Source organism: Streptomyces sp. NPDC096205, from assembly GCF_044763135.1.
Classification (GTDB): Bacteria; Actinomycetota; Actinomycetes; order Streptomycetales; family Streptomycetaceae; genus Streptomyces.
The window spans coordinates 340,294-362,259 of sequence record NZ_JBIWFS010000003.1; the positions used below are offsets into that span (position 1 = coordinate 340,294).

The 21,966-nt window shown below is 72.8% G+C and carries 22 protein-coding genes; 12 read left to right on the top strand and 10 right to left on the bottom strand.

The genetic code is table 11. From position 1 onward, the window contains the following. Window positions 1–31 precede the first annotated feature (31 nt). Genes ACIQ6Y_RS13855 through paaA form a run of 5 tightly spaced genes read right to left on the bottom strand, consistent with a single transcriptional unit; the run spans window position 32 to window position 3,660 of the window. A complete protein-coding gene (locus ACIQ6Y_RS13855) occupies window positions 32–1,096 on the bottom strand; it encodes a 2Fe-2S iron-sulfur cluster-binding protein (protein WP_404037108.1) in 1,065 nt (354 codons plus the stop codon). Then, window positions 1,096–1,656, bottom strand: coding sequence for a 1,2-phenylacetyl-CoA epoxidase subunit PaaD (gene paaD, locus ACIQ6Y_RS13860; RefSeq protein WP_404037111.1), 561 nt, complete (start codon window positions 1,654–1,656; stop codon window positions 1,096–1,098). The genes ACIQ6Y_RS13855 and paaD overlap by 1 nt, the downstream gene beginning before the upstream one ends. Next, window positions 1,650–2,369: a 1,2-phenylacetyl-CoA epoxidase subunit PaaC gene (paaC, locus tag ACIQ6Y_RS13865; RefSeq protein ID WP_404037113.1), complete on the bottom strand. Its 720-nt coding sequence runs from the start codon at window positions 2,367–2,369 to the stop codon at window positions 1,650–1,652. The genes paaD and paaC overlap by 7 nt, the downstream gene beginning before the upstream one ends. Continuing rightward, window positions 2,366–2,653: a 1,2-phenylacetyl-CoA epoxidase subunit PaaB gene (paaB, locus tag ACIQ6Y_RS13870; RefSeq protein WP_404037116.1), complete on the bottom strand. Its 288-nt coding sequence runs from the start codon at window positions 2,651–2,653 to the stop codon at window positions 2,366–2,368. Before paaB ends, paaC begins: the two co-directional genes overlap by 4 nt. Continuing rightward, window positions 2,650–3,660: a 1,2-phenylacetyl-CoA epoxidase subunit PaaA gene (gene paaA / locus ACIQ6Y_RS13875; RefSeq protein WP_404037119.1), complete on the bottom strand. Its 1,011-nt coding sequence runs from the start codon at window positions 3,658–3,660 to the stop codon at window positions 2,650–2,652. Before paaA ends, paaB begins: the two co-directional genes overlap by 4 nt. A gap of 228 nt (window positions 3,661–3,888) precedes the next feature. Between paaA and ACIQ6Y_RS13880 the strand changes: the two genes are divergently transcribed. The 3 genes from ACIQ6Y_RS13880 to ACIQ6Y_RS13890 are packed head-to-tail and all read left to right on the top strand — an operon-like array spanning window position 3,889 to window position 6,900. Further along, on the top strand, window positions 3,889–4,836 hold the full coding sequence (locus tag ACIQ6Y_RS13880; RefSeq protein WP_404037122.1) for a DUF5819 family protein: 948 nt from the start codon (window positions 3,889–3,891) through the stop codon (window positions 4,834–4,836). Further along, on the top strand, window positions 4,833–6,137 hold the full coding sequence (locus ACIQ6Y_RS13885; protein WP_404037125.1) for an HTTM domain-containing protein: 1,305 nt from the start codon (window positions 4,833–4,835) through the stop codon (window positions 6,135–6,137). Before ACIQ6Y_RS13880 ends, ACIQ6Y_RS13885 begins: the two co-directional genes overlap by 4 nt. Window positions 6,138–6,147: 10 nt before the next feature. Then, complete coding sequence (locus ACIQ6Y_RS13890; protein ID WP_404037128.1) at window positions 6,148–6,900, top strand: TrmH family RNA methyltransferase; 753 nt, start codon at window positions 6,148–6,150, stop codon at window positions 6,898–6,900. Between the two features lie 69 nt (window positions 6,901–6,969). On the opposite strand, the gene paaN is transcribed toward ACIQ6Y_RS13890, so the two are convergent. Beyond that, window positions 6,970–8,661 (bottom strand): phenylacetic acid degradation protein PaaN, encoded by a 1,692-nt coding sequence (gene paaN / locus ACIQ6Y_RS13895; RefSeq protein ID WP_404037131.1) that lies wholly within the window; start codon window positions 8,659–8,661, stop codon window positions 6,970–6,972. A 159-nt stretch (window positions 8,662–8,820) separates the two neighbouring features. Between paaN and ACIQ6Y_RS13900 the strand changes: the two genes are divergently transcribed. The 3 genes from ACIQ6Y_RS13900 to ACIQ6Y_RS13910 all read left to right on the top strand — a co-directional run bounded on the left by ACIQ6Y_RS13900 (window position 8,821) and on the right by ACIQ6Y_RS13910 (window position 11,317). Then, window positions 8,821–10,338, top strand: coding sequence for a 3-hydroxyacyl-CoA dehydrogenase (locus tag ACIQ6Y_RS13900; protein ID WP_404037134.1), 1,518 nt, complete (start codon window positions 8,821–8,823; stop codon window positions 10,336–10,338). Further along, window positions 10,335–10,925, top strand: a complete 591-nt coding sequence (locus tag ACIQ6Y_RS13905; protein WP_404037137.1) for a TetR/AcrR family transcriptional regulator — start codon at window positions 10,335–10,337, stop codon at window positions 10,923–10,925. The genes ACIQ6Y_RS13900 and ACIQ6Y_RS13905 overlap by 4 nt, the downstream gene beginning before the upstream one ends. A gap of 71 nt (window positions 10,926–10,996) precedes the next feature. Then, the gene (locus ACIQ6Y_RS13910; RefSeq protein ID WP_404037140.1) at window positions 10,997–11,317 is read left to right on the top strand and encodes a hypothetical protein; all 321 of its coding nucleotides are present in this window, start codon (window positions 10,997–10,999) and stop codon (window positions 11,315–11,317) included. A 16-nt stretch (window positions 11,318–11,333) separates the two neighbouring features. Here ACIQ6Y_RS13910 and ACIQ6Y_RS13915 read toward each other — a convergent pair whose 3' ends face one another. Then, a complete protein-coding gene (locus tag ACIQ6Y_RS13915; protein ID WP_404038333.1) occupies window positions 11,334–11,819 on the bottom strand; it encodes an Lrp/AsnC family transcriptional regulator in 486 nt (161 codons plus the stop codon). 187 nt (window positions 11,820–12,006) lie between these two features. On the opposite strand from ACIQ6Y_RS13915, the gene pdhA reads away from it, so the two are divergent. From pdhA to ACIQ6Y_RS13940, 5 genes are all read left to right on the top strand, one after another. Continuing rightward, a complete protein-coding gene (gene pdhA / locus ACIQ6Y_RS13920; protein WP_404037142.1) occupies window positions 12,007–13,149 on the top strand; it encodes a pyruvate dehydrogenase (acetyl-transferring) E1 component subunit alpha in 1,143 nt (380 codons plus the stop codon). Continuing rightward, on the top strand, window positions 13,146–14,150 hold the full coding sequence (locus ACIQ6Y_RS13925; protein ID WP_404037145.1) for an alpha-ketoacid dehydrogenase subunit beta: 1,005 nt from the start codon (window positions 13,146–13,148) through the stop codon (window positions 14,148–14,150). Before pdhA ends, ACIQ6Y_RS13925 begins: the two co-directional genes overlap by 4 nt. Continuing rightward, complete coding sequence (locus tag ACIQ6Y_RS13930) at window positions 14,150–15,616, top strand: dihydrolipoamide acetyltransferase family protein (RefSeq protein WP_404037147.1); 1,467 nt, start codon at window positions 14,150–14,152, stop codon at window positions 15,614–15,616. Before ACIQ6Y_RS13925 ends, ACIQ6Y_RS13930 begins: the two co-directional genes overlap by 1 nt. A 224-nt stretch (window positions 15,617–15,840) precedes the next feature. Further along, window positions 15,841–16,710, top strand: coding sequence for an NTP transferase domain-containing protein (locus tag ACIQ6Y_RS13935; protein ID WP_404038336.1), 870 nt, complete (start codon window positions 15,841–15,843; stop codon window positions 16,708–16,710). After that, window positions 16,707–18,047 (top strand): molybdopterin molybdotransferase MoeA, encoded by a 1,341-nt coding sequence (locus tag ACIQ6Y_RS13940; protein ID WP_404037150.1) that lies wholly within the window; start codon window positions 16,707–16,709, stop codon window positions 18,045–18,047. The genes ACIQ6Y_RS13935 and ACIQ6Y_RS13940 overlap by 4 nt, the downstream gene beginning before the upstream one ends. Before the next feature lie 32 nt (window positions 18,048–18,079). On the opposite strand, the gene ACIQ6Y_RS13945 is transcribed toward ACIQ6Y_RS13940, so the two are convergent. Beyond that, window positions 18,080–19,195, bottom strand: coding sequence for a potassium channel family protein (locus tag ACIQ6Y_RS13945; RefSeq protein ID WP_404038339.1), 1,116 nt, complete (start codon window positions 19,193–19,195; stop codon window positions 18,080–18,082). Window positions 19,196–19,314: 119 nt separating this feature from the next. On the opposite strand from ACIQ6Y_RS13945, the gene ACIQ6Y_RS13950 reads away from it, so the two are divergent. Then, window positions 19,315–19,974, top strand: coding sequence for a potassium channel family protein (locus ACIQ6Y_RS13950; protein WP_404037153.1), 660 nt, complete (start codon window positions 19,315–19,317; stop codon window positions 19,972–19,974). Window positions 19,975–19,983: 9 nt separating this feature from the next. Here the strand turns inward: ACIQ6Y_RS13950 and ACIQ6Y_RS13955 are convergent, their stop codons facing one another. Continuing rightward, the gene (locus ACIQ6Y_RS13955) at window positions 19,984–20,826 is read right to left on the bottom strand and encodes an ABC transporter permease (protein ID WP_404037156.1); all 843 of its coding nucleotides are present in this window, start codon (window positions 20,824–20,826) and stop codon (window positions 19,984–19,986) included. Beyond that, window positions 20,823–21,890, bottom strand: coding sequence for an ATP-binding cassette domain-containing protein (locus ACIQ6Y_RS13960; RefSeq protein ID WP_404037158.1), 1,068 nt, complete (start codon window positions 21,888–21,890; stop codon window positions 20,823–20,825). The genes ACIQ6Y_RS13955 and ACIQ6Y_RS13960 overlap by 4 nt, the downstream gene beginning before the upstream one ends. Window positions 21,891–21,966 lie beyond the last annotated feature (76 nt).

Here is a 21,966-nt window from a genome sequence, read left to right on the forward strand (position 1 = left end):
AGGGAATGCCGGTGGTGCCGGTGGCCTCCGGTCAGCGGTCGAAGTCCAGCTCCACCTTCTCCGTCGCCGGATGCGACTGGCAGGCCAGCACATACCCGGCCTCCGTCTCCTCCGGCTCCAGCGCGAAGTTGCGGTCCATCCGCACCTCGCCGGAGACGAGGAAGGCCCGGCAGGTGCCGCAGACCCCGCCCTTGCAGGCGTAGGGCGCGTCGGGGCGGTTGCGCAGCACCGCGTCGAGCAGCGACTCGCCGTCCTGCACCGGCCAGGTGCCGCCGCGGCCGTCCAGCCGCGCGGTGACCGTGCTGTGCGCGGGGGCGCCGGCCGCCGAGCGGGGCGCGCCCTCGGAGTCCACATGGAAGATCTCCTCGTGGATCCGGGTGCGCGGCACCCCGAGGCCGCGCAGCGCCCGCTCGGCCCCCTGCACCAGCCCATAGGGCCCGCACAGGAACCAGCCCGCCACGTCGTCCACCTTCAGCAGCGCCGGCAGCAGCCCGGTCAGCCGCTCCTCGTCGAGCCGTCCCGAGGGCAGCCCGGCCTGCTGCTCCTCCCGCGACAGGACCGTCACCAGCTGGAGCCGCTCCGGGTAGCGGTCCTTCAGGTCGGCGACCTCCTCCAGGAACATCGTCGAGGCGGCCGTACGGTCGCTGCGTATCAGACAGAACCGGGCCCCGGGCTCGCGCGCCAGCAGCGTCGAGACGATCGACAGCACGGGGGTGATCCCACTGCCGCCGACGACCGCCGCGTACATCCCGGGCGCCGGATCGAGGGTGAAACGGCCCGCCGGAGTCATCACCTCCAGCTCGTCGCCGATGTTCACCTCCTTCAGCGCGTACGTCGAGAAGGCGCCGCCGTCCACCAGGCGCACGCCGACCCGCAGGGTGCGGGGGCCGTCGTCGCCGGGGTCGGGCGCGGGCGCGCAGATCGAGTACGTCCGCCGGACCTCGACGCCGTCGACCACCCGGCGCAGCGCCAGATGCTGTCCGGGCACGTACCGGTAGGCCTCGCGCAGCTCCGGGGGCACGGCGAAGGTGAGCGCGACGGAGTCGTCGGTGAGCCGGTCGACCGCGGCCACCGGGAGCGTGTGGAAGCGCGCCATCACAACTCCTTGAAGTGGTCGAAGGGTTCACGGCAGGACAGACAGCGGCGCAGGGCCTTGCACGCCGTGGAGGAGAAGCGGGTGAGCAGCTCGGTGTCGGCGGAGCCGCAGTGCGGGCAGCGGATCGGGTCGAGCTCCGGCCCCGTCGCGGCCGACGCGGGCGCGGGCGCCGACGCGGTCGTGCGGGTGGGACCGAGGGCCACCGTCACCGGTCCGGTGTCCTGCCGTACGCGCGGGGGCGCGATGCCGAACTCCCGCAGCTTGCGGCGGCCTTCGGCCGATATGTCGTCGGTGGACCAGGCGGGCGACAGCACGGTGCGGACGGTGACCTCGCGCATCCCGTGCTCGTGCAGTGCCCGCTCGATGTCCGCCGACATCGTCTCCAGGGCGGGGCATCCGGTGTACGTCGGGGTCAGCTCGACCTCGACCGCGTCCGCGCCCCGTACGTGCACCGCACGCAGCACGCCCAGCTCCTCCAGGGTGAGCACCGGGAGCTCGGGGTCGGGCACCGACCCGGCGACGGCGAGGAGTTCGGCCTCCAGCGGGGTGACGGTCACCATGACGCCCCCGGGTGGCTGCGGTGCAGATGCTGCATCTCGGCGAGCATCCGCCCGAACGACTCGGTGTGCAGGCCCTCCCGGCCGGCCCCGGCCGCCCAGGCGCCGGTGCGCGGCCCCTCGGGGACGGTCAGGGTCGCCCGCCGCAGCACGCCCTCGACGGCGGTGAGCCAGGCGGCCTCCAGGGCCGCGCCGTCCACGTCCAGGCCCTCGATCGGCCGGAACATCTCCCCGGTGAACCGCCACAGCGCGTCGCAGGCCCGCTGCATGCGCTCATGGCTGACCTCGGTGCCGTCGCCCAGGCGCAGCGTCCACTGCTCGGCGTGGTCGCGGTGGTAGGCGACCTCCTTGACGGCCTTGGCGGCGAGCGGCGCGAACGGGCCGTCGCCCGCGGCCAGTTCGGCGTACAGCAGGTGCTGGTAGACCGAGAAGTACAGCTGGCGGGCGATGGTGTGGGCGAAGTCGCCATTGGGCTGCTCCACCAGCTGGAGGTTGCGGAAGGCGCGCTCCTCGCGCAGATACGCCAGCTCGTCCTCGTCACCGGCCATCGACAGCAGGACCCGGGCCTGGCCCAGCAGGTCGAGCGCGATGTTGGCGAGGGCGACCTCCTCCTCCAGGACGGGGGCGTGGCCGATGCCCTCGCCGAGGCGGTGGGAGAGCACCAGCGCGTCGTCGCCGAGGGCGAGCGCGGCCGTCAGGGGCACGGTGGCGGTCACAGGTGCTTCACCCCCTCCGGGATGTCGTAGAACGTGGGATGCCGGTACGGCTTGTCGGCGGCCGGCTCGAAGAACGGGTCCTTCTCGTCCGGCGAGGACGCGGTGATCGCGGAAGAGGGCACCACCCAGAGGGAGACGCCCTCGCCGCGCCGGGTGTACAGATCGCGGGCGTTGCGCAGGGCGAACTCCGCGTCCGGCGCGTGCAGGCTGCCGGCGTGGGTGTGGGAGAGTCCGCGCCGCGAGCGGACGAAGACCTCCCACAGGGGCCAGTCGTTGGTGGTCATGCTCGCGCCTCTCCGTTTCCGCCGGCGTGCTTGTCCGCGTAGGCCGCGGCCGCCTCACGCACCCACGCGCCCTCCTCGTGGGCCCGCCTGCGCTGATCGATCCGCTGTTCGTTGCACGGGCCGTTGCCCTTGAGGACCTCCCAGAACTCCGTCCAGTCGATCACCCCGAAGTCGTGGTGTCCCCGCTCCTCGTTCCACTTCAGGTCCGGGTCGGGCAGGGTCAGGCCCAGGGACTTCGCCTGCGGGACGCAGATGTCGACGAAGCGCTGGCGCAGCTCGTCGTTGGAGTGGCGCTTGATCTTCCAGGCCATCGACTGCGCCGAGTGCTGCGACTCGTCGTCGGGCGGGCCGAACATCATCAGCGACGGCCACCACCAGCGGTTCACCGCGTCCTGGGCCATCTCGTGCTGCTCGGGCGTGCCGTTGCTGAGGGCTAGCAGCAGCTCGTAGCCCTGGCGCTGGTGGAAGGACTCCTCCTTGCAGACACGGACCATCGCGCGGGCGTACGGTCCGTAGGAGCAGCGGCACAGCGGCACCTGGTTGGTGATCGCGGCGCCGTCCACCAGCCAGCCGATCGCGCCGACGTCCGCCCAGGTCAGGGTGGGGTAGTTGAAGATCGAGGAGTACTTCTGGCGGCCGCTGTGGAGCTTGTCGAGCAGCTCGTCGCGGCTGGTGCCGAGCGTTTCGGCCGCGCTGTACAGATACAGCCCGTGACCCGCCTCGTCCTGGACCTTGGCCATGAGGATCGCCTTGCGGCGCAGCGAGGGCGCGCGCGTGATCCAGTTGGCCTCCGGCTGCATGCCGATGATCTCGGAGTGGGCGTGCTGCGCGATCTGCCGTACGAGCGTCTCGCGGTAGGCGTCCGGCATCCAGTCACGCGGCTCGATGCGCTCGTCGTCGGCGACGGCGGCGTCGAAGACACGCTGGTACGCCTCGGTGGCTTCGGTGCCGTCCGGCGCGTGGTGCGCCGGTGTACGGGCCGTCTGGTGCGCGGCTGCTGTCGCCATGAGGTCCCCCTCGACCATGGGCTCTGCGCGGAGCTTCTCCCGACCGATCGTTCGGTCCGTGCGATTCCATGGTGGGACGGGCGCCGTAAGGTGTCAACCGTTGTGGATAACCGGCCGGCCGTGGCCGCACTGCGGGGGCTGTGCCGGACGGGTGGTCCTGAGTACCGTGTCCCGCCGGACCGGCCGGACCGCAGGCAGGGCACTAGGGCATCGGGGAATCGGGTCGTTATGGACGCGCACGGGGCGAAGGACGCGGACCCCACCGGGCACACCCATGCCGAACCGTCCTCGACGGACCCCGCGCAGACGCGTCCTGCGGGGACCGGGTCCGCCCACCTGGAGGGCGCTTCCACGAGCGCGACCGGGTCCGCCGACCTGGAGGGCGCTTCCACGAGCGCGACCGGGCCCGCCGACCCGCGTGACGCAACCGCCGATGACGCCCCCACCCCACCGACCCGCCTCGTGGCCGAGCCCCTCTTCGCCCCCGGCCCCCCGGTGCCCGGCGTGCCCGGTCCCCGGGAGGGGCGGCGTACCGGGGTCGCCGCGCTGTCGCCGAGGTATCAGGTCGGGGTCGCGTCGGCGCTCGCTGTGGTGGCGGTCGGGGTGTGTGTCCATCTGGGGATGGTGTTCCTGCATGTCGCGCCGTCGAACACGGTGTCGAAGAAGCATGCGGAGGTCATCGACGAATGGGTGTACCCGGAGTTCGAGCAGAACTGGAAGCTCTTCGCGCCGAACCCGCTCCAGCAGAACATCACCGTGCAGGTCAGGGCCCAGATCCGGACGGCGAACGGGGAGCGCCGGAGCACCGACTGGCAGGACCTGTCGGCCCAGGACGGCCGGGCGCTCGACGGCAACCCGCTGCCGAGCCACACGCAGCAGAACGAGCTGCGCCGGGCCTGGGACTTCTTCCTGGGCACGCATGACGCCGACAACCGCCCCTCGGGCGAGCGCGGCATGCTCGCCGAGTCGTATCTGCGCCGTATCGCGGTGCTGCGCCTGGACCGGGCCGGCGCGGTCGGCCCGGGCGGGACCGTGGAGATGGTCCAGCTGCGCTCCCTCACGACCAACGTGCCCCCGCCGAAATGGAGCGAGGAGAAGGTGTCGCTGAAGCCGATGCACCGGGTGCTGCCCTGGTGGACGGTGTCGGCGGACGAGGCCGAGGGGGTCACGGGATGAACCGGTTCTCCCTCGCGGTCTCCGGCGCGATCGCCCGCGTCACCGAGGCGGCCCTCGGCCCCTACCAGACCGCCGTCATCCGCATCGGCTTCGCCGCGACCTGGCTGCTGTTCCTGCTGCGCGAGTTCCCGCACCGCCACGAGCTGTACGGCCCCGACGGCCCGTGGAGCTGGGACCTCGGGCGGCAGCTGATCGACCTCAACCACGCCTTCACCGTCCTGATGTGGTCGGACGGCGGCGTCTGGTTCGAGTCCGTCTATCTGCTCGCCGCCCTCTCCGCGGTCCTGCTGATGCTGGGCTGGCGCACCCGCACCATGTCCGTGCTGTTCATGGTCGGCGTGCTGTCCCTGCAGAACCGCAGCGTCCTCATGGGCGACGGCGGCGACAACGTCCTGCACCTGATGAGCGTCTACCTGGTCTTCACGCGCTGCGGCCAGGTGTGGTCGCTGGACGCGCGCCGGGAGCGCCGTACCGCCGCGGCACGCGCGCGTGGCGAGTGGGTGGCGGACCGGGCCGGGCCGGTGCTGTGGGGCGTGTCCGGGCTGGTGCTCGTCGCCTCGACCCTCGCCGGGAAGCTCGGCGAGGACTGGATGCTGAAGGCGACCGAGTCGGGCGGCGCGAGCGCCCCGGAGCTGGTGTGGACGTTCCTGGTGTCGGCGCTCAACGGGCCCGGCATGGTGCCCGCCCTGCTCTGGTCCGCCTGGGCCGTGCAGGGCCTGTGGTGGCTGGTCGGCCACCGGGCCAGGAGCGCCCAGCCGCGCATCCTGCTCGACGTGGTGGCGAACATCCTGCACAACGCCGCCCTGCTGGTGATCATGGTCGAGGCGTGTCTGATCTACGCCACGGCCGGCTGGTACAAGATCCAGGGCTCGCGCTGGCAGGACGGCACGGCCGTCTACTACCCGCTCCACCTCGACTACTTCTCGCCCTGGCCCGCTCTGGGCGACCTGATGTCGTCGAGCGGCACCCTGGTGATGCTCGTGACGTACGGGACCGTGCTGGTGCAGGTCGCCTTCCCGTTCACGCTGCTCAACCGGCGGCTCAAGAACGCGCTGCTCGCCCTGATGATCACCGAGCACGCCGTGATCGCCGTGGTGCTCGGCCTGCCGTTCTTCTCACTGGCCATGATCGCGGCGGACGCCGTCTTCCTGCCGACCACCTTCCTGCGCCGCCTCGGCGCCCTCGCGGCACGCGCGCGTGGCCGGCTGTTCCGGCGTACGGGGAACGCCGGGCCGCCGCCCGACCGGCCCGCCGAGCCGGTGCCGGAACACCCGGCCCCCGCGGGCGGCACGCGCACGTAGGCTTCACGGCATGAACGACCCCGTGGCCGCCTGGCACCGCCTGGCCGGTGAGGACACCGTCCTGCTCGACGGCTTCCACGCCCTCAAGCACGCCCTGCGCTTCGGCGCCGAGGTGCCCGTCGCGGTCACCGCCGACCGGGCCGCCACGCTCGCCCTGGCCGACGAGCTGGCTCCCGACGTACGTCCGGCGCTGGAGGGGCTGCTGACCGAGGTGGAGCACGCGGTGTACGCGTCGCTGGTGCCGCGCCCGCACCCCACGGCGGTGGCCGCCCTGGCGGTACGGCCCTCCCGTGCGGCAAGCCTCGCGCGGCTCGCGCGTTCGCCGCGCACCGCCCCCGTCGTGGTGCTCGACCATCCGCGCAACCTCGGCAACGCGGGCGCGGTGATCCGGCTGGCCGCCGGTTTCGGCGCGACGGGCGTCGTCACCACGGGCACCCTCGACCCCTGGCACCCCACGGTGGTGCGCGGCGGCGCGGGCCTGCACTTCGCGACCGCCGTGGAGCGCCTGGAGGTGGCCGACCTGCCCTTCGGGCCCGTCTTCGCGCTCGACCCGGAGGGCGACGACATCCGGGGCGTGAAGCTCCCGGACGACGCCGTCCTCGCCTTCGGCTCCGAGCGCAGCGGGCTCTCCGCCGAGCTACGCGCGCGTGCCGACCACCTGGTGTCCCTGCCGATGCGCCCCCAGGTCTCCAGCTACAACCTGGCGACGAGTGTGGCGATGACCCTGTACCACTGGAGCGCAGGCTCGGTGAGCGCCCCTTAGGGGGACGGGGAACTGCGCGACAAGCCACGACGAGCCGGCAGCCGCGCAATCCCCTGGCCACCCGAGCTCTCAGGCCTCCCGGCGCACCTCGACCACCCGGAACCGGTTGGCCACGAACGCGCCGTCACACAGAGCGGCGTTCGCCGCCGGGTTGCCCCCGGAGCCGTGGAAGTCGGAGAACGCGGCCGTCTGGTTGACGTACACCCCGCCCGTGAGGTTCAGCGACAGCTGCGCGGCCTCCTCCAGGCACACCTCCTGCACGGCCTGCTCGACCTCGGGGTCGGTGGTGTACGCCCCGACGGTCATCGCGCCCTTCTCCCGCACGGTGCGCCGCAGCAGCTCCACCGCGTCGGCGGCCGAGTCGACGGCGACGGCGAAGGAGACCGGCCCGAAGCACTCGCTCATGTAGGCGGCCTCGTCGTCCGGCTTGGCGCCGTCCAGCTTGACCATCACGGGCGTGCGCACGACCGCGTCCGGGAACTCCGGGTTGGCGACCTCGCGGGAGGCCAGCGCGACCTCGCCGAGCCCGGCTGCGGCCTCCAGACGGCTCTTGACGTCCGGGTTGACGATGGCGCCGAGCAGCGCGTTCGCGCGGGCGTCGTCGCCGAGCAGTCCGTCGACCGCGCGGGCGAGGTCGGCGGCGACCTCGTCGAAGGTCTTGGAGCCCTCGTCGGTGCGGATGCCCTCGCGCGGGATCAGCAGGTTCTGCGGGGTGGTGCACATCTGGCCGCTGTACAGCGACAGCGAGAAGGCCAGGTTGGACAGCATGCCCTTGTAGTCGTCGGTGGAGTCGACGATCACCGTGTTGACGCCGGCCTTCTCGGTGTAGACCTGCGCCTGGCGGGCGTTGGCCTCCAGCCAGTCGCCGAAGCCGGTGGAGCCGGTGTAGTCGATGATCCGGATCTCGGGGCGGGTGGCGAGCGTCTTGGCGATGCCCTCGCCGGGGCGCTCGGCGGCCAGCGCGACCAGGTTCGGGTCGAAGCCGGCCTCGCTGAGCACATCGCGCGCGACCTGCACGGTCAGCGCGAGCGGCAGCACCGCGCGCGGGTGGGGCTTGACCAGGACGGCGTTGCCGGTGGCCAGGGAGGCGAACAGGCCCGGGTAGCCGTTCCAGGTCGGGAAGGTGTTGCACCCGATGACCAGGCCGATGCCGCGCGGGACGGGCGTGAACCGCTTGGTGAGCGCGAGCGGGTCGCGCTTGCCCTGCGGCTTGGTCCACTCGGCGTTGTCGGGGGTGCGCACCTGCTCGGCGTACGCGTACGCCACCGCTTCCAGGCCGCGGTCCTGGGCGTGCGGGCCGCCCGCCTGGAACGCCATCATGAAGGCCTGGCCGGAGGTGTGCATGACCGCGTGCGCGAATTCGTGCGTCCGGTCGCTGATCCGCTTGAGGATCTCGACGCAGACCACGGCGCGCAGCTCCGCGCCCGCGTCGCGCCAGGCGCGCTGTCCGGCCTTCATGGCGGGCAGCAGCACGTCGAGGTCCGCGTGCGGGTAGGTGACGCCCAGCTCGATGCCGTACGGCGAGGTCTCGCGGCCCACCCAGTCGTCGGTGCCGGGCTGGCCGAGGTCGAGGCGGGTGCCGAGGAGGGCGTCGAAGGCGGCCTTGCCCGCGGCCGCGTCCAGGCTGCCGTTCTCGCCGTACGCCTTGGGGTGCTCGGGGTGCGGGGACCAGTACGCGCGCGTGCGGATCGCTTCCAGGGCCTGGTCCAGCGTGGGCCGGTGCTGGGCGATCAGCTGCTGCGCTGTGGGCTCGGCGGCCATGAGAGACCAACTCCTCGTTCCTGAGCTCGTCCTTGAGCTCGTTGACCTGGCAGAAACATGGGCAGGTTCAGGCAGTCAGAGTTAGAGTAACCGAACGATCGGTCGGTTCAAGGGGGTCCGCCGCATCTGTGGAAAACCCCGTGCGGGAGGATCGCGCACATGACAGCACTCGACCTCAGCAGCCCCGTGGCAGTCGTCGGCACCGGCACCATGGGCCAGGGCATCGCCCAGGTCGCGCTCCTCGCGGGCCACACCGTGCGCCTGTACGACGCCGCGCCCGGCCGTGCCCGTGAGGCGGCCGACGCGATCGGCGCCCGCCTCGACCGGCTCGTCGAGAAGGACCGGCTCACCGCCGCCGACCGGGACACCGCCCGGGCGCGCCTGGAGCCCGTGGAGGACATCGCCGGCCTCGCCGACTGCTCGCTGGTCGTCGAGGCGATCATGGAGCGGCTCGACGTCAAGCAGGAGCTGTTCCGCGCGCTGGAGGACGTCGTCGCCGACGACTGCCTGCTCGCGACCAACACCTCGTCCCTGTCCGTCACCGCCATCGGCGGCGCCCTGCGCAACCCCGGCCGTTTCGTCGGCCTGCACTTCTTCAACCCCGCCCCGCTGCTGCCGCTGGTCGAGGTCGTCTCCGGCTTCGCCACCGACGTCACCTCCGCCACGCGCGCGTACGAGATGGCCCGCGCCTGGGGCAAGATCCCGGTCGCCTGCGCCGACACCCCCGGTTTCATCGTCAACCGCATCGCCCGGCCCTTCTACGCCGAGGCCTTCGCCGTCTACGAGGCCCAGGGCGCCGACCCGGCCACCATCGACGCCGTCCTGCGCGAGTCGGGCGGCTTCAAGATGGGCGCGTTCGAGCTCACCGACCTGATCGGGCAGGACGTCAACGAATCGGTCACGCACTCGGTGTGGCAGTCCTTCTTCCAGGACGTGCGCTTCACGCCCTCGCTCGCCCAGCGGCGCCTGGTGGAGTCCGGCCGCCTCGGGCGCAAGAGCGGCCACGGCTGGTACGACCACGCCGAAGGTGCCGAGCGCCCCGAACCGCACACGGCCGAGCCGGCGCAGCCGCCCGCCTACGTCGTCGCCGAGGGCGATCTGGGCCCCGCCTCCGAACTGCTCGCGATGATCCGCGAGGCGGGCATCCAGGTCCGCGAAGAGGAGGAGGACCACGGCACGCGCCTGGTGCTGCCCGGCGGCGGCCAGCTCGCGCTCGCCGACGGCCAGACCTCGGTGGAGTTCCGGGACGTCGTCTACTTCGACCTCGCCCTGGACTACCGCAGGGCCGGCCGGATCGCGCTGTCCGCCTCCCAGGACACCTCCGCGAAGACCCTCGCCGAGGCCATCGGACTGTTCCAGGCGCTCGGCAAGAAGGTCAGCGTCATCGGGGACGTCCCCGGCATGATCGTCGCCCGCACGGTCGCCCGGATCGTCGACCTCGCGCACGACGCCGTCGCCAAGGGCGTGGCCACCGAGGAGGACGTCGACACCGCGATGCGGCTGGGCGTCAACTACCCGCTCGGGCCCTTCGAGTGGAGCCGCAGGCTCGGCCGGAACTGGGCCTACGCCCTGCTCGACGACCTGCACCTGCGCGACCCCTCCGGCCGCTACGCGCCGTCCCTGGCGCTGTACCGCCACGCGTACGCCTCCGACAAGCGGGAGGGCAGCACCTCATGACCACCGCCAAGCGCGACACGTACACCCCCGAGACGCTGCTCTCCGTCGCCGTCCAGGTCTTCAACGAGCGCGGCTACGACGGCACGTCCATGGAGCACCTGTCCAAGGCGGCCGGTATCTCCAAGTCGTCGATCTACCACCATGTCGCCGGCAAGGAGGAGCTGCTGCGCCGTGCCGTCAGCCGCGCGCTCGACGGGCTCTTCGGAATCCTCGACGAGGAGCACGCGCGCGTGGGGCGCGCCGCCGGCCGTCTGGAGTACGTCGTACGGCGCATGGTCGAGGTGCTGATAGCCGAACTGCCCTATGTGACGCTGCTGCTGCGGGTGCGCGGCAACACCGCCACCGAGCGCTGGGCGCTGGAGCGGCGCCGCGAGTTCGACCACAGGGTCGCCGAGCTGCTGAAGGCGGCCGCCGCCGACGGCGACGTACGCGACGACGTGGAGGTGCGGCTCGCCACCCGGCTGGTCTTCGGGATGATCAACTCGATCGTCGAGTGGTACCGCCCCGACGGCCGCGGCATGAACGAGCGCGAAGTGGCCGACGCGGTGGTCCGGCTGGTGACCGGAGGCCTGCGGCACGCGGACTGAGTACGCGCGCGTGGGCGCCTTGAGTACGGCACCCGATGCCCCGCCCCGCCCGAGGGTGATGGGCTGGGAGCATGCCGCACGACGACATGTCTCCCCCTGCCGCGCGACCGGGCACGGCCCACCCCACCTGGTGGCGGACGCCGCTCGTGGCGTCCGCGTTCGGCCTGCCGTGCCTGGGGCTCGAGTACGTCTGGTTCCGGTCCGAGGACGGCGCCGGGGCCTTCGGGGGCATCCTCTACTGGGCTGCCGGCCTGCTCGCCCTCGCCTGGCTGCTGCCGCACCGCCGGTCGCTGCGGGCGCCGCGGATGCTGGCCGCCGGTGCCGGCCTCGGCTGTGCGCTGCTGCCCGTGCTGTTCGCACTGGCGCTGGGCGTGGCGCTGACGGCGAACTGAGCGCCCGCGCGGGCGGTCAGTTCTGCGGTTCGAGGTCCTCCTCCTCGAACACCAGCAGCGTGCGGCTGCTGAGCACCTCCGGGATGGCCTGCAGCCGGGTCAGCACCAGCTCGCGCAGCGCGCGGTTGTCGGAGACATGCACCAGCAGCAGGACGTCGAAGTCACCGCCCACCAGCGCGATATGGGCGGCGCCGGGCAGCCTGCGCAGTTGCTCGCGCACCGTGCGCCAGGAGTTCTGGACGATCTTCAGGGTGATGTACGCCGAGGTGCCCTGGCCCGCGCGCTCGTGGTTGACGCGGGCTCCGAAGCCGCGGATGACGCCGTCCTCGACGAGACGGTTGATACGGGCGTAGGCGTTGGCCCGCGAGACGTGCACCCGCTCGGCCACGGACCGTATCGAGGCACGCCCGTCGGACTGGAGCATGCGGATGATGTCCTGATCGATGGCGTCCAGCGGACGCGGCTGCGGCGGCGCAGCCCCGGCGTCCGGCCCGGCGGCCATTTGTTCAGGTGCCATGTCCCCCCGCCTCCCTACCATGGACGTACTGCGTCCATCAGAGGCTGTGGAGAACCGTTTGTCCACAGCCTGAGGGTGCCTGTAGCCAAAATGTGCCGGCGACCGAACAATCGGTAGGTGAGGCGCATCACAGACGCTGCGCCGCAAGCCGCTCCCACGAGGAGGTGCCGTCATGACGGTCATGGAGCAGCGTGGCGCGTATCGGCCATCGCCGCCGCCCGCCTGGCAGCCCCGTACCGACCCCGCGCCGCTGCTGCCCGACCCGGAGCCGTACCGCGTCCTCGGCACGGACGCGGCCGCCAAGGCCGACCCGGAACTGCTGCGCCGGCTGTACGCCGAGCTGGTGCGCGGCCGCCGGTACAACGCGCAGGCCACCGCCCTGACCAAGCAGGGCCGCCTCGCCGTGTACCCCTCCAGCACCGGCCAGGAGGCCTGCGAGGTCGCGGCGGCCTTGGCTCTGGAGGACCGTGACTGGCTCTTCCCCAGCTACCGCGACACCCTCGCCGCCGTGGCCCGTGGGGTCGACCCGGTCGAGGCGCTCACGCTGCTGCGCGGCGACTGGCACACCGGCTACGACCCGCACGAGCACCGCGTGGCCCCCCTGTGCACCCCGCTCGCCACCCAGCTGCCGCACGCGGTCGGCCTGGCGCATGCCGCCCGCCTCAAGGGCGACGACGTCGTGGCGCTCGCCCTGGTAGGCGACGGCGGCACCAGCGAGGGCGACTTCCACGAGGCGCTGAACTTCGCCGCCGTATGGCATGCCCCGGTCGTCTTCCTCGTGCAGAACAACGGCTTCGCCATCTCCGTCCCGCTCGCCAAGCAGACCGCCGCCCCCTCCCTGGCCCACAAGGCCGTCGGGTACGGCATGCCGGGCCGCCTGGTCGACGGCAACGACGCGGCCGCGGTGCACGAGGTCCTCTCCGACGCCGTCCGCCACGCCCGCGCGGGCGGCGGCCCGACGCTCGTCGAGGCGGTGACGTACCGCATCGACGCGCACACCAACGCCGACGACGCCACCCGCTACCGGGGTGACTCCGAGGTCGAGACCTGGCGCGACCATGACCCGATCCTGCTCCTCGAACGCGAGCTGACCGAGCGCGGCCTCCTCGACGAGCAGGCGATCCAGGCCGCGCGCGAGGACGCCGAGATCATGGCCGCCGCCCTGCGCGAGCGCATGAACCAGGACCCGGTCCTCGACCCGATGGACCTGTTCGCCCACGTCTACGCCGAGCCCACCGCGCAACTGCGGGAGCAGCAGGCCCAGTTGCAGGCGGAGTTCGACGCCGAGGACACCCAGGAAGGTGCGCAGTCATGACCACCGTCGCCGTGAAGCCCGCCACCATGGCGCAGGCCCTCACGCGCGCGATGCGCGACGCCATGGCCGCCGACCCGGCCGTGCACGTCATGGGCGAGGACGTCGGCACACTCGGCGGCGTCTTCCGCGTCACCGACGGTCTCGCCAAGGAGTTCGGCGAGGACCGCTGCACCGACACCCCGCTCGCCGAGGCCGGCATCCTCGGCACGGCCGTCGGCATGGCCATGTACGGCCTGCGCCCGGTCGTGGAGATGCAGTTCGACGCCTTCGCCTACCCGGCGTTCGAGCAGCTTCTGTCGCACGTGGCGAAGATGCGCAACCGCACCCGCGGCAGGATGCCCCTGCCCATCACCATCCGCGTCCCCTACGGCGGCGGCATCGGAGGCGTCGAGCACCACAGCGACGCCTCCGAGGCGTACTACATGGCGACTCCGGGGCTCCATGTCGTCACGCCCGCCACCGTCGCCGACGCCTACGGCCTGCTGCGCGCCGCCATCGCCTCCGACGACCCGGTCGTCTTCCTGGAGCCCAAGCGGCTGTACTGGTCGAAGGACTCCTGGAACCCTGAGGAGCCGCAGAGCGTTGAGCCGATAGGCCGCGCGGTGGTGCGGCGCTCGGGCCGGAGCGCCACACTCATCACGTACGGTCCGTCCGTGCCCGTGTGCCTCGAAGCCGCCGAGGCGGCCCGGGCCGAGGGGTGGGACCTCGAAGTCGTCGACCTGCGCTCCCTGGTGCCGTTCGACGACGAGACGGTCTGCGCCTCGGTGCGGCGGACCGGACGGGCGGTCGTCGTGCACGAGTCGGGCGGGTTCGGCGGACCGGGCGGGGAGATCGCGTCCCGGGTCACGGAGCGCTGCTTCCACCATCTGGAGGCACCGGTGCTGCGCGTGGCCGGGTTCGACATCCCCTATCCGCCGCCGATGCTGGAGAAGCACCACCTGCCCGGCGTCGACCGGATCCTGGACGCCGTGGCGCGTCTGCAATGGGAGGCCGAGAGCTGATGGCACAGGTGCTGGAGTTCAAGCTCCCCGACCTCGGGGAGGGGCTCACCGAGGCGGAGATCGTGCGCTGGCTGGTGCAGGTCGGTGACGTCGTCGCCATCGACCAGCCGGTCGTCGAGGTCGAGACGGCCAAGGCGATGGTCGAGGTGCCCTGCCCCTACGGCGGCGTGGTCACCGCCCGCTTCGGCGAGGAGGGCACCGAACTGCCCGTCGGCGCACCCCTGCTGACGGTCGCCGTCGGCGCGGACGCCTCCGGCGGCGCGGCCGGGGCACCGGACGAGGACGCCGCCGCGTCGGGCCGTGACTCGGGCGAAGGCTCGGGCAATGTCCTCGTGGGCTACGGCACCTCCGAGGGTCCCGCCCGCCGCAGGGCCCGCGCGGTACGGCCGGCCCCCACGGCGCCGGGCTCCGCCAACGGCCTGGGCGCCGGGCGGCAGACACCCGCCGAGGCGGAGGCTCCCGCACACGAGGCTCCGGGGTCCGTCGGCGGCGGGACCTTCGCCGCGGAGGCCCCCGAGGGCCCCGTCCCGGTGATCTCGCCCCTCGTACGGCGGCTGGCCCGGGAGAACGGCCTGGACCTGCGGGAGCTGCACGGCTCCGGCCCCGAGGGCCTGATCCTGCGCGCGGACGTGGAGTACGCGCTCCAGGCCGCCGCCGCGCAGGGCCGCACCACCCGGCCGACGGCCGAGCCGCACCCGGGCGTGGCCGCGACACCCACGGCAGGCGCGACCCCGGCCTCCCCCGCGGCCCCGATCCGCTCCTCCGCCGTCGCGCACGGCGAGGTCCGTGTGCCCCTCAAGGGCGTGCGCGGTGCCGTCGCCGACAAGCTCTCGCGCAGCCGGCGCGAGATACCGGACGCGACCTGCTGGGTGGACGCGGACGCCACGGAGCTGATGCGGGCGCGCACCGCGATGAACGCGGCCGGCGGGCCGAAGATCTCCCTGCTCGCCCTGCTGGCCCGGATCTGCACGGCCGCGCTCGCCCGGTTCCCCGAGCTCAACTCCACCGTCGACCTGGAGGCCCGGGAGATCGTCCGGCTGGACCACGTCCACCTCGGGTTCGCCGCGCAGACCGAGCGCGGACTGGTCGTCCCGGTCGTCCGCGACGCGCACGCACGGGACGCCGAGGGGCTGTCCGCGGAGTTCGCCCGGCTCACCGAGGCCGCGCGCACCGGGACGCTCACGCCCGCGGACCTGACCGGCGGCACCTTCACGCTGAACAACTACGGCGTGTTCGGCGTCGACGGCTCCACGCCGATCATCAACCACCCCGAGGCCGCCATGCTCGGCGTCGGCCGCATCGTCCCCAAGCCATGGGTGCACGAGGGCGAACTGGCGGTGCGACAGGTCGTGCAGCTCTCGCTCACCTTCGACCACCGCGTGTGTGACGGCGGCACGGCCGGCGGCTTCCTGCGCTACGTGGCGGACTGCGTCGAACAACCGGCGGTGCTGCTGCGCACCCTCTGAGAAGAGAAGCAGGAGCACGCGAGCAGCGAAGCAGGGGCACGCCCGGCCACCACGGCCCGGCGTGCCCCTGCCGTATCGCGGGTCGGTCGCCGTTTCCGCAGGCCCTGGTGCGCCCGCATACTCGGGGGGTGACCGAGAACGCGCCCGCCGAGTCCGCCGGTGAATCCGCCGGCGAATCCGTCGGCGGGGCCACCGAGACCGCCGACACCGGGTACGACGCCGTCGTGCTCGCCGGTGGCGGTGCGCGGCGGCTCGGCGGGGCCGACAAACCTGGGGTGCGGGTGGGTGGAAGAGCCCTGCTCGACCGGGTGCTGGGCGCCTGCGCCGGGGCCCGCACCACCGTGGTCGTCGCCGACCCGCGACCCACGGCCCGGCCCGTGCGCTGGGCCCGCGAGGAGCCGTCCGGCGGCGGACCGCTCGCCGCGCTGGACGCCGGGCTGCGTCACACCGACGCGCCCCGTGTCGTCGTGCTCTCCGCCGACCTGCCGTTCCTGGACGAGGGCACCGTCCACCGGCTGCTGACCGCCCTGCGCAAGGGTGACAGCGACGGCGTGCTGCTCGCCGACGCCGACGGACGCGACCAGCCGCTCGTCGCGGCCTATCGGACCGCCGCCCTGCGGCGCGGTCTGGCGCAGCTCACCGCCGAGCACGGCGCGCTGACCGGCCTGCCGCTGCGGCGGCTGACCGCCGGACTCGGTCTGACCCGCCTCACCGACCCCGTCGCGGCCTTCGACTGCGACACCTGGGACGACATCGCCACCGCCAGGGCCCGCATCAGGGAGCATGAGCACGTGTTGGATGAATGGATCTCCGCAGTCAAGGACGAACTGGGCATCGACCTGGACGTCGACACCGGCACACTGCTCGACCTGGCCCGGGACGCCGCGCACGGGGTCGCCCGGCCGGCCGCGCCCCTGACCACCTTCCTCGTCGGCTACGCCGCCGCCCACGCCGGAGGCGGACCCGAGGCGGTGGCCGAGGCCGCGCGCAAGGCCGCTGCCCTGGCGCAGCTCTGGGCGCGGGAGGACTCGGCCGACGGCAAGCCCGACGTGGCACCCGACGCCACGCCCGACACCCGACCGGACGCGGGATGACCGCCCCCGGCCTCGGCCAGGACGCCGACGACCTCGACGTCGAGGAGGCCCTCGCCCTGGTGAACACCCCCGGCACCGACCCCTCCGTACCGCAGCCTTCTGCCGCGGCCGACCCGCACACGCACGGCGGTCGGCACCGGGGCACCCCCTGGCCCGAGGCCCGCGCGATCGCCGCCCGTGCCGCCCGCCGGGTCCCGCGCCGCGCGCCCGAGTCGGTGTCCCTGGACGCCGCGCTGGGCCTGGTCCTGGCCGAGCCGCTCACCGCGCTCACGGACCTGCCCTCCTTCGACACCTCCGCCATGGACGGCTGGGCGGTCGCCGGGCCCGGCCCGTGGAGCGTGCGGGACGAGGGCGTGCTGGCCGGACACGCCGAGCCCGTCCGCCTCGACGACGGCGAGGCCGTCCGTATCGCCACCGGCGCCCGTATCCCCCCGGACACCACCGCCGTACTGCGCAGCGAACACGGCCGCACCGACGACAAGGGCCGACTGCACCCGATCCGCGAGGTCGCCCACGGCCAGGACATCCGCCCGCGCGGCCAGGAGTGCCGCAACGGCGACCAACTCCTGCCCGTGGGAACGCTGGTGACCCCCGCCGTGCTCGGGCTCGCCGCGGCCGCCGGGTACGACACCCTCACCGCCGTCCCCCGCCCCCGCGCGGAGGTCCTGGTCCTCGGTGACGAGCTGCTCACCGAGGGACTCCCGCACGACGGCCTCATCCGCGACGCGCTCGGCCCGATGCTGCCGCCCTGGCTGCGCGCCCTGGGCGCCGAGGTCGTCGCCGTACGCCGCCTCGGCGACGACGCCGAAGCCCTGTACAAGGCCGTCGCCGACAGCGACGCCGACCTCGTCGTCACCACCGGCGGCACCGCGGCGGGCCCCGTCGACCACGTCCACCCCACCCTGCGCCGCCTCGGCGCGGAGCTGCTGGTGAACGGCGTACAGGTGCGCCCCGGCCACCCCATGCTGCTGGCCCGCACCAAGGACGACCAGCACCTCGTCGGCCTGCCCGGCAACCCCCTGGCGGCCGTCTCCGGGCTGCTCACCCTCGCCGAACCGCTGCTGCGCGCGCTGGCCGCCCGCCCGGCCCCGGAGCCGTACGCGCTGCCGCTGCGGGACGCCGTGCACGGCCATCCCGAGGACACCCGGCTCGTCCCGGTCACCCTGCGCGCCGACCATGCCGTGCCGCTGCACTACAACGGCCCGGCGATGCTGCGCGGTATCGCGGCGGCCGACGCCCTGGCCGTCGTACCGCCCGGTGGTGCGCGCAAGGGGCAGGAGGCGGAACTGCTCGATCTGCCGTGGGCGACGGCCGGGGTCGGCGTCTGTTTCACGTGAAACATCACCGGCCGGCGGGTGGCGGGGGCCGCCTACTCCTCCGGCTCCTCGATCGCCCGCTGCACCGTGACGACGCGGTCACCCGGCCGTAGCGTGCCGATCCGTTCGTCGGCGTAGTCCAGGACCTTCCGGTCGCGTACGACGGCCATGACCAGGTCGGCGCACTTGCGGGGGTCCTTGCCCGCCTCGGCCTCCGTCACCGGGCGTTCCACCAGGTCGAGTCCGGCGCCCAGGGTCATGATGTCCTCCAGGGTCCGGGCCACGACCGGGCTGACCATGGAGACACCGAGCAGGCGGCCGGCGGAGCTGGAGCTGGTGACGACGGTGTCCGCGCCGCTCTGCCGCAGCAGGGGCACGTTCTCGTCCTCCCGGGCGGCCACGACGATGGTGGCGTGCCGGTTCAACTGCCGGACGGTGAGGGTGACCAGGGCGGCCGTGTCGTCGCGCTGCGGGGCGACGATCACCCGGGACGCGGTGGCCACCTCGGCCTTCAGCAGCGTCTCGGAGCGGGTGGCGTCCCCGATGACCGCCACCAGACCGTCGTCCCCGGCCGAGGTCGCCGCCTTGCGCTGGGCGTCCACCACCACGATCCGGTCCTTGGTGACGCCCTGCCCGATGAGCGTCCGTACGGCGTGGTAGCCCTTGGTGCCGTAGCCGACGACCACGATGTGGTCGCGGGTGCGGCTGCGCCAGCGGTGCACACGGACCTGCTGCCGGGTGCGTTCGGTGAGGGCCTCCAGGGTGGTGCCGACCAGGATGATCAGGAACATCACCCGCAGCGGCGTGACGAGGAGGATGTTCACCAGCCGGGCGGCGTCGCTGGCGGGGGTGATGTCGCCGTAGCCGGTGGTGGAGAGCGTGACGGTGGCGTAGTAGGCGGCGTCGAGGAAGTCGACGGAGCCGTCGGAGTTGTCGTTGTAGCCGGAGTGGTCGGCGTAGACGATCAGCGTGGTGAGGACCAGCACCCCGAGCGCCATGGTCAGGCGCCGCATCACCTGCTGGAGCGGGTGCAGGACGGTGCCCGTGGGCATCGTGATGGACCGGCCCGCCTCGGCGTCGTCGCGCGCCTCACGGTGCGAGCGGTACCGCAGGTACCGCAGCACGGAGGGCTTCGCGGTCCCGGCCGCGGATTTCTCGTCCTGCCTCATCGCCTGTCCCACGTCGTGATCGTAAGTCGTGGGCGCCGTGGTCGTCGGGGAGATCACGCACCATGGTGCTGTACGTCCGCTCCATGGAACCCGGAATCGCCTGTAGTGCTGGAGGCCCCGTGCGTGACCACACCGTCGTCATCGGATTCGGTACGAAGGGCCGGGCAGCCCTGCGGACCGTGTGCGCCGCGGGGCTGAAGAAGGAGCGGGTCGTGGTGATCGACCCCAGCGCCAAGGCGATGGCCTCCGCGGCCGCGGAGGGCTTCGAGACGGTCTCCGGGGACGCCACGCGCAGCGATGTGCTGCGGCAGGCCGAGGTCCAGCGGGCGGGGAAGATCATCGTCGCGACCCAGCGTGACGACACGGCCGTCCTGGTCGTGCTGACCGCCCGCCAGCTCAACCCCACCGCCACGATCGTGGCGGCGGTGCGGGAGGAGGAGAACGCCCCGCTGCTGCGGCAGTCCGGTGCGGACGAGGTCGTCACCGGCGCGAGCGCGGCCGGGCGGCTGCTGGGGCTGTCCGTCCTCACCCCGGCCGCCGGCCTGGTCATGGAGAACCTGATGCGGCAGGGCAGCGGCCTCGACATGGTGGAGCGGCCGGTCACCAAGGCGGAGACGGGACACCGCCCGCGCGACCTCGCCGACCTGGTCGTCACCGTCGTACGCGGGCACCGGGTGCTGGCGTACGACGATCCGGCCATCGGCGTGCTGGAACCGACGGACCGGGTCGTGGCGATCGTGCGCGGGAACGGCGGGAACGGGCAGACGCCGCCCCGGTGAGGTGCGGTGTCACTTGCGGTTGTACAGCCGCATCGTGACCGGCCCGAAGACCAGCACGAACAGGCCGGCCCAGCCGAGGGACCAGCCGATCTCGGCGGCCGGCCAGTCACCGGCCATCAGGCCGCGCACCGCCGAGGCGAGATGGGTGACGGGGCTGTTGTTCACGAACGCCTGGAGCCAGCCGGGCATGGTGCGCGGGTCGACGAAGACGTTGGACAGGAAGGTGAGCGGGAAGATCACCATCATGCTGACGCCCATCACCGACTTCTCCGTGCGCAGCATGAGCCCGAACATCGTCCAGATCCAGGAGAAGGCGAAAGAGAAGACGATCAGCAGCGCGATCCCCGCGACCACGCCGGCCACCCCGCCGTCCGGCCGGTAGCCGAGGATCATCCCGACCGTGAGCATCACGACGGACGCGATCGTGTAGCGCAGGGCGTCGCCCAGGAGATAGCCCACCATCGTCGACGGCCGCCAGATCGGCAGGGACCGGAAGCGGTCGAAGACGCCCTTCTCGATGTCGGTGTTCACCGAGACGCCGGTGTACATCGTGATCATCACGACCGACATCACCAGGATGCCCGGCAGCAGGAACTGGATGTACTCCTTCGGCGACCCGGCCAGCGCCCCGCCGAACAGGTACGTGTACATCAGCACCATCATGATCGGGAACGCGGTGACGTCGAAGAGCTGCTCCGGCACATGCTTGATCTTCAGCACCGCCCGCCAGCCGAAGGTCAGCGACGCCGACCAGGCGCTGGGCCGCGCGGGTCGCTCTCCGGCCACCAGCAGCGCGGCGAGCGACTCGGCGCTGACGGGAGCGAGGTCCTTCGTCTCGGTCGCGGTGCTCATACGGCCGCCTCACCTTCGGTCTGTCGTGCCTGTTCCTGTGTGTCGTCCCCGGTCTGCCGTGCCTGTGTGTCGTGCCCGGTCTGCCGTGTCTGTGTGTCGTGTCCGGTCAGGGCGAGGAACACCTCGTCCAGGCTGGGCTGGCCCAGCGAGAAGTTGTCGACGGTGATGCCGCCGCGGGCCAGCTCCGCGAGCGCGCGGGCCGCCTGCTCGGCCGCGCCCCGCCCGTTCGCCGCGCCCGCGCCGACCCGGGCCGTCAGCGCCACCGGGTCGGGCTCCAGCTGCACGTCCGCGTCCAGGGTCAGCCGCAGCACCCGCTCGGCCTCCGGCCGCTGCGCCGGATCGCGCAGCCGCAGATGCACCGAACCTGCGCCGACGGACGCCTTCAGCTCGCCCTTGGTGCCCTCCGCGATCACCTTGCCGTGGTCGATGACGGCGATCCGGGACGCGAGCTGGTCGGCCTCGTCGAGGTACTGCGTGGTCAGCAGCACGGTGGTGCCCTGCGCGACCACCGCGCGCACGATGTCCCACACCTGGTTGCGGCTGCGCGGGTCGAGACCGGTGGTGGGCTCGTCGAGGAAGAGCAGATCAGGGGTGTTGAGGATGGAGGCGGCGATGTCGATCCGGCGCCGCATCCCGCCCGAGTAGTGCTTGACCTGCTTTCCGGCGGCCTCCGACAGCCCGAACGCGGCCAGCAACTGCGCGGCACGCTCACGGGCGGCCTTCTTGCCGTGGCCGAGGAGCCGGCCGAGCAGCATCAGGTTCTCGGTGCCGGTCAGGTCCTCGTCCACCGACGCGTACTGCCCGGTCAGACTCACCCGGCCGCGCACCTCGTCGGCCTCGCGCACCACGTCGTGGCCGAAGACATGGGCCTGTCCGCCGTCGGGCCTGAGCAGGGTGGCGAGCATCTTCACGGTCGTCGTCTTGCCCGCGCCGTTCGGGCCGAGGACGCCGTAGACCGTGCCCGTCGGCACCGCGAGGTCGACTCCGTCGACCGCCCTGGTCGCACCGAACGTCTTCACCAGGCCCGCGGTCTCGATGGCCAGGCCGGAGGTCTGCTGGCTCATGGGGTGTCCTTCCGCGTACGGGGATTACGCAGGGGAAGACCTCCACCGTCGCGCGAATTCATCGGTTCCGCACGGG